12 protein-coding genes are annotated in these 12,262 nt (G+C 75.1%); 5 read left to right on the forward strand and 7 right to left on the reverse strand.

Translation table 11 applies throughout. The annotated features are described in order from the left end of the window. Positions 1–4: 4 nt before the first annotated feature. The gene (locus AB0B41_RS28265; RefSeq protein WP_358208596.1) at positions 5–3,016 is read right to left on the reverse strand and encodes a BTAD domain-containing putative transcriptional regulator; all 3,012 of its coding nucleotides are present in this window, start codon (positions 3,014–3,016) and stop codon (positions 5–7) included. A 162-nt stretch (positions 3,017–3,178) separates the two neighbouring features. Between AB0B41_RS28265 and AB0B41_RS28270 the strand changes: the two genes are divergently transcribed. Together AB0B41_RS28270 and AB0B41_RS28275 are read left to right on the forward strand one after the other, a co-directional pair. Further along, on the forward strand, positions 3,179–3,664 hold the full coding sequence (locus tag AB0B41_RS28270) for a DUF4188 domain-containing protein (RefSeq protein WP_358208598.1): 486 nt from the start codon (positions 3,179–3,181) through the stop codon (positions 3,662–3,664). Between the two features lie 86 nt (positions 3,665–3,750). Continuing rightward, positions 3,751–4,398 carry a metal-dependent transcriptional regulator gene (locus AB0B41_RS28275; protein WP_358208658.1) on the forward strand — a complete coding sequence of 216 codons (648 nt, stop codon included), beginning with the start codon at positions 3,751–3,753 and terminating at the stop codon, positions 4,396–4,398. 117 nt (positions 4,399–4,515) lie between these two features. Here AB0B41_RS28275 and AB0B41_RS28280 read toward each other — a convergent pair whose 3' ends face one another. Then, positions 4,516–5,091 carry a hypothetical protein gene (locus AB0B41_RS28280; protein ID WP_358208600.1) on the reverse strand — a complete coding sequence of 192 codons (576 nt, stop codon included), beginning with the start codon at positions 5,089–5,091 and terminating at the stop codon, positions 4,516–4,518. A 263-nt stretch (positions 5,092–5,354) separates the two neighbouring features. Here AB0B41_RS28280 and AB0B41_RS28285 point away from each other — a divergent pair, with 263 nt between their 5' ends. Beyond that, the gene (locus tag AB0B41_RS28285; RefSeq protein WP_358208602.1) at positions 5,355–6,470 is read left to right on the forward strand and encodes a prolyl oligopeptidase family serine peptidase; all 1,116 of its coding nucleotides are present in this window, start codon (positions 5,355–5,357) and stop codon (positions 6,468–6,470) included. Here the strand turns inward: AB0B41_RS28285 and AB0B41_RS28290 are convergent. Further along, positions 6,461–6,940: a hypothetical protein gene (locus AB0B41_RS28290; RefSeq protein WP_358208604.1), complete on the reverse strand. Its 480-nt coding sequence runs from the start codon at positions 6,938–6,940 to the stop codon at positions 6,461–6,463. The genes AB0B41_RS28285 and AB0B41_RS28290 overlap by 10 nt on opposite strands. 53 nt (positions 6,941–6,993) lie before the next feature. On the opposite strand from AB0B41_RS28290, the gene AB0B41_RS28295 reads away from it, so the two are divergent. After that, positions 6,994–7,533: a peptidylprolyl isomerase gene (locus AB0B41_RS28295; protein ID WP_358208605.1), complete on the forward strand. Its 540-nt coding sequence runs from the start codon at positions 6,994–6,996 to the stop codon at positions 7,531–7,533. 7 nt (positions 7,534–7,540) lie between these two features. Continuing rightward, the gene (locus AB0B41_RS28300; RefSeq protein ID WP_358208607.1) at positions 7,541–8,413 is read left to right on the forward strand and encodes a rhomboid family intramembrane serine protease; all 873 of its coding nucleotides are present in this window, start codon (positions 7,541–7,543) and stop codon (positions 8,411–8,413) included. A gap of 251 nt (positions 8,414–8,664) precedes the next feature. Here AB0B41_RS28300 and AB0B41_RS28305 read toward each other — a convergent pair whose 3' ends face one another. From AB0B41_RS28305 to pknB, 4 genes are all read right to left on the reverse strand, one after another. Then, positions 8,665–9,099, reverse strand: a complete 435-nt coding sequence (locus AB0B41_RS28305) for a PH domain-containing protein (RefSeq protein WP_358208609.1) — start codon at positions 9,097–9,099, stop codon at positions 8,665–8,667. 128 nt (positions 9,100–9,227) lie between these two features. Next, the gene (gene crgA / locus AB0B41_RS28310; RefSeq protein ID WP_358208611.1) at positions 9,228–9,488 is read right to left on the reverse strand and encodes a cell division protein CrgA; all 261 of its coding nucleotides are present in this window, start codon (positions 9,486–9,488) and stop codon (positions 9,228–9,230) included. 163 nt (positions 9,489–9,651) lie between these two features. After that, the gene (locus tag AB0B41_RS28315) at positions 9,652–10,293 is read right to left on the reverse strand and encodes an aminodeoxychorismate/anthranilate synthase component II (protein WP_037042166.1); all 642 of its coding nucleotides are present in this window, start codon (positions 10,291–10,293) and stop codon (positions 9,652–9,654) included. Beyond that, positions 10,293–12,221, reverse strand: coding sequence for a Stk1 family PASTA domain-containing Ser/Thr kinase (gene pknB, locus AB0B41_RS28320; protein ID WP_358208613.1), 1,929 nt, complete (start codon positions 12,219–12,221; stop codon positions 10,293–10,295). Before pknB ends, AB0B41_RS28315 begins: the two co-directional genes overlap by 1 nt. Positions 12,222–12,262: the final 41 nt, after the last annotated feature.

A 12,262-nucleotide genomic window follows, 5' to 3' on the forward strand; every position in this document is an offset into this window, starting at 1 on the left:
GCCGTCAGCGAGAACCGCTGCTCGTCGTCCTCGTGGAACACCCCGATCGAGGCCAGCGACCGCAGGAGGCGGTACCGAGCGCGAGTGCCCGGTGGTGGGTGCGGTCCGCGGCGGTGAGCTCGCCGGACAGCTCGAGCACGTGCCCCAGCTGGACGGCCAGCGCGGCCGCGAGCCCGCCGATGCCGGCGGCCGCGAGGTGCTCGACGGCCTCGGTGAGCACGGACCGGGCGCCGGCCAGGTCGCCGCGGCGGCGGGCGTCGATGCCGCGGACCAGCGCCGCGAACTCCGCGCCCGGGCCCGCGCCGAGCCGCCGCGCCGTGTCCTCGGCCTCCGCGCACCGCTCCAGGGCGCGGTCACGGTCGCCGAGGAGCAGGGCACAGTAGGCCAGCTCGGCCTGCATCCACTGCAGGGTCAGCAGCAGCCCGAGCTCGGTGGCGAGCCGGGCCGACCGCTCGATCAGCGGCACGGCCTCGGCGGGGCGCCCGGAGACGCGCACCGCGGTGCCGTGGTGGCCCAGCACCGCGGAGTGGCCCCACCGGTCACCGAGGCCCGCGAAGCTCTCCGCCGCCCGGACGGCGAGCCGCTCGGCCTCGGCGAGCGGGACGGATCCGGTCCGGAACCCGATCTCGGCGCGGACGAAGGTGGTCAGGGCGAGTCCCCACTCGTCGCCGGCCCGGTGCAGGGCCTGCTCGGCCGCGGTCAGCAGCTCCTCGGCGCCGGCCGGGTCGGTCCCGGTCACGCCTTCGACGGCCAGCAGGATCCTCGCGTAGGTCGCGGGCCCGACCGCGCCCGCCTCCTCGGCGGCGGCCAGGCTCACCGCCGCCTCCTGTGCGCACCGCGCGCTCGGGTGCACCACGCACGCGCCCGGCCGCCACACGAGCGATGCCGCCTGGTGGGCCACCGCGCGCGCCGCGGGCGAGCCGCCGGTCCCTGCACCGCCCACCACCCCCTCGACCGCACCGAGCACGGCGTCGACGACCCGCCGGCCCTCGTCGTGGCGGCCGAAGTACCACCACCAGCCGAGCGCCCCCACCAGCCGCAGGGCGACGTCCGGGGCGTCGGCGACGTGGTCGAGCGCCCAGGCCAGCGCCGCGTCGACGTTGTCGCGCTCGGCCCGCAGCCGCGCGAGCGCGGTGTGCTGGTCGCGGCCCCGCAGCAGCGGTGCGGCGGCCTCGGCCACCGCCAGCACCGCCTCGGCGTGCCGACGGGCGAACGCGGGCCGCTCGCCGGCCTCGTCGAGCCGGCGCGCCGCGTAGGCGCGCACGGTCTCCAGCATCCGGAAGCGGCCGTCGTTGCCGTGGGCGTCGACGACCAGCGACCGGGCGACGAGCCGGCCGAGCACGTCGAGCACCGCGCCCGCCGGGACCGGGTCGCCCGCGCAGGCGGCCTCCGCCTCCTCCAGCGTCCAGCTGCCGCGGAAGACGGCGAGGCGCCGGAACAGGACCCGCTCCTCGTCGTCGAGCAGGGTGTGGCTCCAGTCGAGCGTGGCCTGCAGGGTCCGGTGCCGCGCGGCCGCGGTGCGCGGCCCGGCGGTGAGCAGCGCGAAGCGGTCCGACAGCCGCTCGGCGATCCGGTCCACGGGCAGCACGGCGACCCGGGCCGCGGCGAGCTCGAGCGCCAGTGGCAGCCCGTCGAGCCGCCGGCAGATCTCGGCGACCGGCCCGAGCGTCGAGTCATCCAGGACGAAGGCCGGACTGGCCGCCCACGCCCGCTCGGCGAAGAGCCGGACCGCGTCGTTCGCGGCCAGCTCGTCCGGGGCCGCGCCGACCGGCGGCACCGGCAGCGGTCGCACCGGGAGCTGCACCTCGCCGGGCACCGCCAGCGCCTCCCGGCTGCTGGCCAGCACGTGCACCGACGGACACCCCGTCAGCAGGCGTTCCAGCAGCCCCGCGCAGGCGTCCACGACGTGTTCGCAGTTGTCGACCACGAGCAGCAGGCGGCTGCCGCGCAGCGCACCGACCAGCCGCTCCGCCGGATCGACGGCGGCGTCGCCCGCCAGCCGCAGCGCGTCGACCACCGCGGCCGGGACCCGGGCCGGGTCCTCCACCCCGGCCAGCTCCACCAGCACGACGCCGTCGGGGAAGCGGTCGGCCACGGTGCGCGCGGCCTCGGTCGCCAGCGTCGTCTTCCCCGCCCCGCCGGGTCCGGTCAGCGTGACCAGCCGGCGGTCCCGGCACAGCTGCGCCACCCGCTCCAGCTCCTCGCCGCGCCCCAGCACGGCGGTCAGCCGCGCGGGGAGCGGCGCGTAGGGACGCGGCCGGGCGACGGCCGGCGGGTCGAGGTCCGGGTGCCGGCGCAGGACCGCGTCGTGCAGCGCCTCCAGCTCGGGCGAGGGGTCCAGTCCGAGCTCGTCGTCCAGCGCGCGCCGCAGGTCGGCGTACACCGCCAGCGCCTCGGCCTGCCGTCCCGCGCGGTACAGGGCCGTCATCTGGTGCGCACGCAGCCGCTCCCGCAGCGGGTGAGCGGCCACCAGCGGCTCCACCTCGGCGAGGACCTCGGCGTCCCGGCCGGCTGCCAGCCGCAACCGGGCACGCTCCTCGACCGCGGTGAGCCGCAGCTCCGCCAGCCGGGCCTGCTCGGGACCCGCCCAGGCCTCGCCGGTGAACTCCGCGAGGGGTTCGCCGCGCCACAGCCCGAGCGCCTCGGTGTGCAGCGCCTCCGCCCGGTCCGGCTCGGCGCGGCGGGCCAGCTCCACCAGGTCGATCGCCCGCAGTGCGTCGACCCGGGCGGGCTCGAGATCGAGCACGTAACCGGGGGAACGGGTCACGACGACGCCGACGGCCCCCGCCGCCGCGAGCGCGCGGCGCAGCTTCGAGACCCTGGTCTGCAGCGCGTTGCCCGGGTCGTCCGGGAGTTGCTCGCCCCACAGGTCGTCGACCAGCCGGGCGGTCGACACGACGGTGCCGGCCCGCAGCGCCAGCAAGGCCAGCAGGGCCCGCTCGCTGCTCCGGCCCACGTCGCGCTCGCTTCCGTCGACCACGACCGAGACCGGGCCGAGGAGTCGTACCTCGATCACCCGGTTCGCCGCCCCAGGCGCGGGCCCGTCAGCTCGGAGCGCACGGTGTCAACCAATCACGTGCCGGCACTCCGGCGCGAGCCGGCTCACGTCACTTAATACGGATACTGACACTCTCCATTATTGGAGAGCGACGCTATCTGCTATCTGAGGAGGTGCGGGATGGCGCGGACGGACGGCCGGCGGACGACCCACGACCACGAGGGCGAGTTGGTGGTCTTCCTCATCGGCATGACGATCAACCGCTGGTGGCGGGTCGACCAGTGGCTCCCGACGCTGCTGGCCATGGGCCCGATGCTGCGGGAGCTCTCGAAGGACCCGGACTCGGGACTGCTGGGGTTCCGGGGGCTGCTCGGCGCCGGCGGACCGACCGTGGTCCAGTACTGGAGCTCGGTGGACAAGCTCTACGCCTACGCGAGCGACCGCACCGCGACGCACCGGCCGGCGTGGGCCGCGTTCAAGCGGCGGGCCCGGAAGGCGCCGGGCGTGGTCGGCGTGTGGCACGAGACGTACCGCGTGGCGCAGGCCGAGAGCGTCTACGTCGGCACGCCCGAGATGGGGTTGGCGAAGGCGACGAGCCGCGTCCCGGTCACGGGCCGGACCGACGCGGCGCGACAACGCATCGAGGCCGACCGGACCGTGTCCTGACCGGTCCGACCGGAGGCTCCGTCGGATGGGCCCGAACGTGCGCTCCGGGCGAGGTCAGGCGCGGCTAACATCGTCGCGTGGGGACCATGACACCCGCCGTCGAGGACTACCTCAAGACGATCTTCCTGCTGTCCACCCGCGGGGAGGCCGTCACCACCGGCGCGCTCGCCAAGGAGCTGCAGGTGTCGTCGCCGTCGGTGTCGGCCATGGTCAAGCGGCTGGCCGACGGCGAGCTGGTCCGGCGCGGCCGCACGCTCACCCTCACCGCGGCCGGCGAGCGGGCCGCGCTGCGGGTCGTCCGGCGGCACCGGCTGCTGGAGACCTTCCTGGTCCGGGCGCTCGAGATGCCCTGGGACGAGGTGCACGAGGAGGCCGAGCAGCTCGAGCACGCGCTGAGCGACCGGCTGGAGGCCCGGATCGACGCGGCCCTGGGCCACCCCACGCACGACCCGCACGGCGATCCGATCCCGGGCGCGGCCGGCCGGCACGACGAGAGCTGGGGCCAGCCCCTCGCCGTCGCGCCGGAGGGGTGCCGCTTCGAGATCGAGCGGGTGTCGGACCGGCGCAGCGACGCCCTGCGCTACCTCGGCGAGCGCGGGCTGCGGCCGGGCGTGGTCGTCGAGGTCGAGGAGCAGGACCCGTACGGCGGGCCCCGGTGGGTGCGCGTTTCCGGAGAGCGGGTCGCGCTGGCGCCGCTGCTCACCGGGCTGATCCACGGCCGCGTCGTCCGCTAGCCGGCCCGGTCCGCACGACGAAAGCCGACGCGCCGGCGGCCCTGGGGAGGGGCCTGCCGGCGCGTCGGAATGGGTGCGCCCGGTTCGGGGGTTCCGGGCACCGTGGGGAGCGGACGCTCAGCCCGCGAGGGAAGCGATCTGCTGGGCGACGTTCGGGGCCGCCAGGTCACTGGTGGGCAGCGCGGCGTCCTGCGTGTCCAGGTCCTGGTCCGCGGTCGACGGCAGGGCCGGCAGCTCCGGCGCGGCCGGGAGCTCCGGGCCGGCCAGCGGCAGCGTCGCCTGCGGGGTGGCGAGCTCGCCGCCCGTGGTCGGCAGGTGGCTCGCGACGACGTCCGGGAGCGCCGGCAGGGCCGGGGCCTCGTGCGCCGCCTCGTGCGAGGCCGCCGGGATGTCGCCCGCGGTGGAGCTGTTGCCGGCGCTCTCGAACGACACGTTCGGGCTCTCGAGGTTCGCGACGCCCGGCACCGAGAAGGACTCGAAGTCCGTCGGCAGCTCGGGGGCGGCCGGGGCGGCCGGGGCCTCCAGCGCCGGGGCCTCGGCCGGGGTGGCCGGGGCCTCCGTCGGCAGCTCGGGCGCCGCGGGCAGCGACGGGAGGTCGGCGGCGAACGCCTGGCCCGCGAAGGCGGCGCCGAGGGCGGCGACACCGGCGACGGTGGCCGTCGTGGCGAGCGTGCGCCTGGCGAGACTGCTCATGACTGGGGGTCCTTCCGATCGGGGGGAAACCGGATGTCGAACATCGGTCAACTCGCGTGTGGATCTGCGGGGCCAACGAAGCCGTCGTTACCTGGTTGTGCCCTCCGGCCCTGCTTCACCCGATGCGGTGGAGACAAAGACGCAGGTCACACGCGTTTCACCGCGTCGGGGGCGCGGCGGTGCTTGACGATGCGAGCATCTCGCCCCCCACGCGCCCGGAGGCGCCTCGACGCGGGCGCGGGCCACTCGGGATGATCGGACGCGTGGGTGTTCGCGGACTGCTCGCCGCCGGCGTCGGCACGGGCCTGGGACTGGTGGGTGCCGGCGCGGTCGGCGTCGGCCGGTACTACGCCGACGTGCTGCTCGACCCGTCGCGGGTCGTCGCCTATCCCGAGCGGGTGCTGCGCGCCGATGCGGAGGTCGTGACGCTGGCCGGCAGCCGGCTCGTCCGGCAGCCCGGGGTGTGGGGCCTGCGCTGGACGGAGGGCCTCGCGGTGCTCGGCCGGGTGCTCTCCGACGACCGGCACGGCGTGCGCAGGGTGCTGCTGTCCGGTCCGATTCCGCCAGAGGGACCCGCTGTCGTCGACGCCGGGCCGTTCGACCCGGACCCCGGGGCGCGCGGCCTGGCGTTCACCGAGGTCCGGGTCGCGACCCCGCTCGGCCCGGCGCCGGCGTGGGAGGTCCCGGGCGCACGGGACGTCTGGGCGGTCGCCGTGCACGGCCGCGGCGGCCGGCGGCGCGAGGCGCTGCGGATCCTCCCGGTGCTGCACCGGCTCGGCCTGCCGACCCTGGTGATCAGCTACCGCAACGACGACGACGCCCCGCCCAGCCCGGACGGGCGCTTCCACCTCGGCGACACCGAGTGGGAGGACCTGGAGGCCGCGGTCCGGTACGCGGAGGGGCGAGGGGCCCGGCGGATCGTGCTCGTCGGCTGGTCGATGGGGGCCGCGATCGGCGGCGCCTTCCTCGACCGCTCGCCCGCCGCGGAGCTCGTCGACGCCGTGGTGTGGGACGCGCCGCTGGTCGACTGGCGGGCGACATTGCGCCGGCAGGCTCGCAACCGGCTGCTCCCGCCCCAGCTGATCCCGGTCGCGACGGCGGTCACCCGCCGCCGGATCGGCATCGACTTCGACGACTTCGACCTGCTGCGGCACCCGCCCGCGCGCCGCCCGCCGACGCTCCTCGTGCACAGCACGGCGGACACGGCCGTGCCGGTCGGGCCCAGCCGCGCGCTCGCCGCGGCGGGGCGCGACCTGGGCTGGCCGATCCGGTACGTCGAGGTCGGCGGCGTGGAGCACACCGCCGCCTGGAACGCCGATCCCGAGCGCTACGAGCGCGCGGTCGCGGGGTTCCTCACCGAGGTGCTCCCTCAGGAGTGACCGTTGCGGGCCGCCGCGGCGGGCGACCCGGCCCCGAGGTCGACGTTCCCGGGCGGGTTCGTGGCCGGCGGCTCGGTGACCTGCTCGACGGGCTGCGGGCGGCGGGACAGCACGAGCCACCCGGCGATCGACAGGGCCGTGACCAGCAGACCCGCGCCGATCCACCACCAGCGGCGGGGCGCCGGGGTGCCGGGGTCGATCCGGGCGGCCAGCTCGCGGCGCGCGGTGAGCACGCCCTCGTCGAGCTTCTCGAGGGCCGTCGCGGCGGCGGCGCCGGCGACCGCCTCGGCGTGGCCGGCGATCCGGCCGGCCCGCTCGGCCAGCACCGGCAGGTTCTCCTCCACCTTGCCGGCGACCTCGTGGGCGAGCTCCTCGACCGTCCCGCCCAGCGCGGCCAGGGCGGCCTCCGCCTGGTCGCGGGCGCGGTCGAGCGCCTCGCGCGTGCCGGTGGGGATGCTGGGGGCGTTCATGGGGCCTCCGCTCGTGGTGTGCCGGGGTGGCGTGCCCCACCGACCCTGGCACGATGGACGACGTGACTGCACCAGGCAACTCGAAGCAGACCGCGACGCTGCGGACGTCCGAGGGCGACATCCGGATCATCCTCTTCCCGGACCACGCGCCCAAGACGGTGGAGAACTTCGTCGGTCTCGCGACCGGAAAGAAGGAGTACTCGCAGCCGAACGCCGCCGGCGGCGACAGCGGGCCGTTCTACGACGGCTCGGTCTTCCACCGCGTGATCAGCGGCTTCATGATCCAGGGCGGCGACCCGACCGGCACCGGCCGCGGCGGCCCCGGCTACCAGTTCGGGGACGAGTTCCACCCCGAGCTCAAGTTCGACCGCCCGTACCTGCTGGCGATGGCGAACGCGGGCCCCGGCACCAACGGCTCGCAGTTCTTCATCACCGTGGGCCCGACGCCGCACCTCAACCGCCGGCACACCATCTTCGGCGAGGTGGCCGACGCCGAGTCCCGCGCCGTCGTCGACGCGATCGCGACCACCTCGACCGACCGGGCCGACCGGCCGCTCACGGACGTCGTCATCCAGCACATCGACGTCGAGTAGGAGCCGAGTGACGTACCCCGCCGGACCGCCGGACCCGACGGCCGCGCTGCCGGCGTGCGCCCGGCACCCGGACCGCCCGACGGGCCTGCGGTGCACGCGCTGCGGGCGGCCCGCCTGCCCGGAGTGCCTGCGCGACGCCGCGGTCGGCCAGCAGTGCGTCGACTGCGTGTACCAGGGCAGCCGGGGAGTCCGGCGGGGAAGGACGGTGGCGGGCGCCGAGCCGCGCGGCCGCCCGGTCGTGGTGCCCGTGCTCGTGGCGCTGAACGTGGCGTTGTTCGTGCTCACCGCGGCCCAGGCGCGCAGTATCGGCTCCAACGATGCCGCGCCGCTGTTCCGCGAGTGGGTGCTCGTGCCGGGGCTGGTGGCCGCCGGTGACTGGTGGCGGCCGCTCACGGCGGGCTTCCTGCACTACGGGCCGCTGCACCTCGTGTTCAACATGATGGCGCTGTGGATCATCGGGCGGGAGCTCGAGCCCGTGCTGGGCCGGGTCCGCTTCCTCGCGGTCTACCTGGTGGCGCTGCTCGGCGGGGCGGCCGCCGTGATGGTGTTCTCCGCGCCCGGTTCGCTCGTGGCCGGCGCCTCGGGCGCCGTGTTCGGGCTGATGGGCGCGCTGTTCGTGGTCGCCCGGCGGCTGCGGGTCCCGACCGGCCAGGTCGTCGGCCTCGTCGTGGTGAACCTCGTGCTCAGCGTGATCATCCCCGGGATCTCGCTGGTCGGCCACCTGGGCGGGCTGGTGCTCGGCGCCGCCGCCGCGGCCGCGCTGGTGCACGTGCCGCCCGTGCGCAACCGCACCCTGCTGCAGACCGGAGCGCTCGTGGTGCTCACGGTCGCGGTGCTGACCGTCATCGCCGGGCGGGCCGCCGCGGTCGCCTTCGTCTGAGACGCGTCGGGGTGGGCCGGGGAGCATCGTCGGTCCCCGGCCACCGGACTCACTCCGGCTTGCTGCACCCGCAGCCGGTGGAGCAGCCGTCGGTCCCACGCATCGGCGTCCTGGCGATCATGGCGATCTCCTTTTCCTCGTCGGCAGGTCGAGCCTAGGAAGCCCGCGGCCGCCGGGGCGAGCCTCCGGAGGTGGCACGCCGGGCCGCCGACGCTCGGCGGAGGGTGAGGATCACTGGGCCGTCAGGGTGATCAGGAGCGGCTGGGGAGGTAGGGCCGCACGACCTCGGCGACGTCCTCGGGATCCGCGCCCAGGTCCAGCCGGCCCAGGACGACGAGCCGTTCCTCGCCGCCGGCCAGCAGGTCCAGCTCCAGCAGGCTGGTCTCGCGGCCGAAGCGCCGCGTCCGCAGCACGCGCACCCGCTGCACCGCGGGCCAGTCGACGGACCGCGTGCGGGTGAGACTGCGCACCTCGAGGCCGTGGCGGTGCAGGGCGAGCCGGGGCCGGGCGATCGTGCCGACCAGCGCGGCGTACCCGAGCCCGAGCGCGGCGACGCCGGCGATCAGCCGCCCGGCCGGGTCGGCGTCGCCCAGCAGCAGGACGACGAGCCAGCCGAGGGCGCCCGCGGTGAGGATCCACGCGAGCACGACGAGCCCGGGAGCAGGCGCCCACTGATGTTCACGCATGGTAGCTGTGAAAGTTGTCCACAGGGCCTGTCCACAGTGGGGATGAATCACACATGTGTAGTTCTCGCTGGTCAGCGCCTTGCGCTACGGCATATGGCCAGGATCACGCAGCGTGACTACTTGATCGACTAGCGCCAGCGCATCGACATGAGGAGCGCGACGACGATCAATCCGAAGCCGACGAGGAAGTTCGCGCCGCCCAGCGCCTGCATGAAGGGGATCGCGTCCCGGGCCAGGTAGTCGGTGATCAGCCAGGCCAGCCCGAGCAGCCCGACGCCCAGCATGATGGCGACATACGCGGGATGGGTGGGGCCCTTGATCTTCACCGGCTTCCGGTCGTTCGCCGGCGGCGTGTAGACGGCCTTCTTGCGGACCTTGGACTTCGGCATCGGGGACCTCGTGGAGCTTTCTGCGGTGGTGCGGGGTGGTGCACGCGGGTCGCGCGCACCGCTCGCGACCACCGTATCGGACACGTGGGCGCCGCGGGCCGGGCGAGAGCCCCGCGATCAGCACGAACACCCCGGATCGGGCAGGGCCCGCGGAGCCGGGTGGTCAGACCTGGGCGGTGAGGGCGGCGACCTCGTCGCCGAGCCGGCGGACGAGCTCCTCCGGCACCTCGAAGCCGGCGCCGGCGAGCCAGTTGGCCAGCATCCGGTGCCCGCCCTCGGTGAGCACGGACTCCGGGTGGAACTGGACGCCCTCGATCGGCAGGTCCTTGTGCCGCACCGCCATGATCAGGCCGGACTCGGTGCGCCCGGTGACCTCGAGCTCGACCGGCAGCGTGTCCGGCCGGATCGACAGCGAGTGGTACCGGGTGGCGGTGAAGGGCTCGGGCAGCCCGCGCAGCACGCCGACGCCGTCGTGGAAGACCTGCGAGGTCTTGCCGTGCAGCAGCTCCGGCGCCCGCTCCACCACGCCGCCCCAGGCCACACCGATCGCCTGGTGGCCGAGGCACACCCCGAGCAGCGGGAGGTTGCGGTCCCCGGCGGCCTTGATGACGTCGATGCTCCGGCCGGCCTCCTCGGGGGTGCCGGGGCCGGGGCTGACGAGCACCGCGCCCACCTCGCCGAGCTCGTCGAGCCCGGCGGACAGCTCGTCGTTGCGCAGGACGACCGGCTCCACGCCGAGCTGTGCCAGGTACTGGACGAGGTTGTAGACGAAGCTGTCGTAGTTGTCGACGACCAGGACGCGCATCAGTTCCCGCCTCCGAAGAACCCGCCGCCGCTGTTGGACGACTGGCCGACGACCAGCGTCACCGTCTCGTCCGGGTCGACGGACCGCCCGGCCGACGGGTCGGTCTGGACCACCCGGTTGTTCTGCGACGAGTCGTTCACCTGCGTGGCCTGCAGCTGGTAGTTCCGGATGCCGGCCGAGCGCAGCTGGTCGACCGCGTCGTTCACGGACTGGCCGACGACGTTGGGCATCTGCACCTGGTTGCCGCGCGAGATCTGCAGCGTGATGGTGGTGCCCGGCGCGACCCGGGTCCCGGCCGCCGGGTTGGTGCCGACCACGGTGCCCTCCTGGCCGCCGCCGTCGACGTTCTGCGTCTGCACGGAGGTGAACCCGGAGTTCGCCAGGGTCGACTTGGCCTGGTCCTCGCTCTGGCCGGTGACGTCCGGCACCGCGACGGTGGTCTGCTTCGTGCCGACCACGACGGCCACCGCGCTGCCGCCCGGCGCGTCCACCCCGGCCGCCGGCGTCGACGAGATGATCTTGCCGACGAGGCTGGAGTCCGAGGTCTCCTGCGTGTTCTGCTCGCCCAGCTTGAGGCCCCGCTGCTCGAGCAGGGAGGCGGCCTCGTCCGCGGTCTTGCCGGTCAGCGCCGGCACGGTGGCCGACGCGGGCCCGGTGCCCACGTAGATCGTGACGCGGCTGCGCTCGGCGACCTGCACGTTGGACCCCGGGTCCGTGCGCGTGACCTTGTTGGTCTGCGCCACGTCCGACGGCTCCTGCTTCAGGTCCACGAGCAGCCCTGCGTTGACGACGGCGGTGCGCGCCGCGTCGGGATCCTGGCCGACGACGTTGGGCACGGCGACCTGGTCGGGCTGTGCCGGCCCGCCCAGCACCTGGTAGGCGAAGAAGCCGATCAGGCCGAGCGCGGCGATCACCGCGACGACGATCGCCACCGTGCGCCCGGTGCGCCGCGGGGGCTCCTCGTCCTCCCAGGACTGCGGGGGCGGCGGGGCGTGCCGGCCGCCGCCGGAGATCCGCCGGGTGGCGGCGGTGTGCTCGGCGAGCAGTGCGGTCCGCTCGTCCTCGCTCATCACCATCGGTGCCAGCGGCTGCTGGCCGTTGCGCACCCGGATGAGGTCCGCGCGCATCTCGGCGGCCGACTGGTAGCGGTTGGCCGGGTTCTTCGACAGCGCCTTGAGCACCACGGCGTCGAGCGACGGCGGGATCTGCGGGTTGACGTCCGACGGGCGCCGCGGGTCCTCCCGCACGTGCTGGTAGGCGACCGCGACCGGCGTGTCGCCGGTGAACGGCGGCTCGCCCGTGAGCAGCTCGAACAGCACACAGCCGGCGGCGTAGACGTCCGACCGCGCGTCGACCTGCTCGCCGCGCGCCTGCTCCGGGGAGAGGTACTGCGCGGTGCCGATGACGGCCGCGGTCTGCGTGACGTTCTGGCCCTCGCCCAGCGCGCGGGCGATGCCGAAGTCCATCACCTTCACCGCGCCGTTGCGGGTGATCATGATGTTCGCGGGCTTGACGTCCCGGTGGATGATGTTGTGCCGGTGGCTGAAGTCGAGGGCGGCGCAGACGTCCGCCATGACCTCGATGACCCGTTGCTGGGACAGCGGGCCGGTGGTCTTGACGATCTCCCGCAGCGTCTGCCCGTCGACGAACTCCATGACGATGTACGGGAGCGGGCCGAACTCGCTCTGCGTCTCGCCGGTGTCGTAGACCGCGACGATCGCGGGGTGGTTGAGGGCGGCGGCGTTCTGCGCCTCGCGGCGGAACCGCAGCTGGAACTGGGGGTCGCGCGCCAGGTCGGCGCGCAGCACCTTGATGGCGACGTCCCGGCTCAGTCGCGTGTCCATCCCGCGATGGACCTCGGACATGCCGCCGTAGCCGAGCGTGTCGCCCAGCTGGTAGCGCTCGGAGAGCAGCTTGGGGGTCGTCATCGGGTCCGGTTCCTGAGGGGGTCGGGGGCGGGACTCATCAT

The organism is Pseudonocardia sp. NPDC049154 (assembly GCF_040648315.1).
In the GTDB taxonomy this organism is placed as follows: Bacteria; Actinomycetota; Actinomycetes; order Mycobacteriales; family Pseudonocardiaceae; genus Pseudonocardia.

What these genes read in the sequence shown, in the direction of transcription:
- pknB (WP_358208613.1), bottom strand. Translation starts at nt 12,221, where the DNA reads ATGACGACCCCCAAGCTGCTCTCCGAGCGCTACCAGCTGGGCGACACG.
- AB0B41_RS28290 (WP_358208604.1), bottom strand. Translation starts at nt 6,940, where the DNA reads ATGAACGCCCCCAGCATCCCCACCGGCACGCGCGAGGCGCTCGACCGC.
- AB0B41_RS28305 (WP_358208609.1), bottom strand. Translation starts at nt 9,099, where the DNA reads ATGCGTGAACATCAGTGGGCGCCTGCTCCCGGGCTCGTCGTGCTCGCG.
- AB0B41_RS28280 (WP_358208600.1), bottom strand. Translation starts at nt 5,091, where the DNA reads ATGAGCAGTCTCGCCAGGCGCACGCTCGCCACGACGGCCACCGTCGCC.
- AB0B41_RS28295 (WP_358208605.1), top strand. Translation starts at nt 6,994, where the DNA reads ATGGACGACGTGACTGCACCAGGCAACTCGAAGCAGACCGCGACGCTG.
- crgA (WP_358208611.1), bottom strand. Translation starts at nt 9,488, where the DNA reads ATGCCGAAGTCCAAGGTCCGCAAGAAGGCCGTCTACACGCCGCCGGCG.
- AB0B41_RS28315 (WP_037042166.1), bottom strand. Translation starts at nt 10,293, where the DNA reads ATGCGCGTCCTGGTCGTCGACAACTACGACAGCTTCGTCTACAACCTC.
- AB0B41_RS28270 (WP_358208598.1), top strand. Translation starts at nt 3,179, where the DNA reads ATGGCGCGGACGGACGGCCGGCGGACGACCCACGACCACGAGGGCGAG.
- AB0B41_RS28275 (WP_358208658.1), top strand. Translation starts at nt 3,751, where the DNA reads ATGACACCCGCCGTCGAGGACTACCTCAAGACGATCTTCCTGCTGTCC.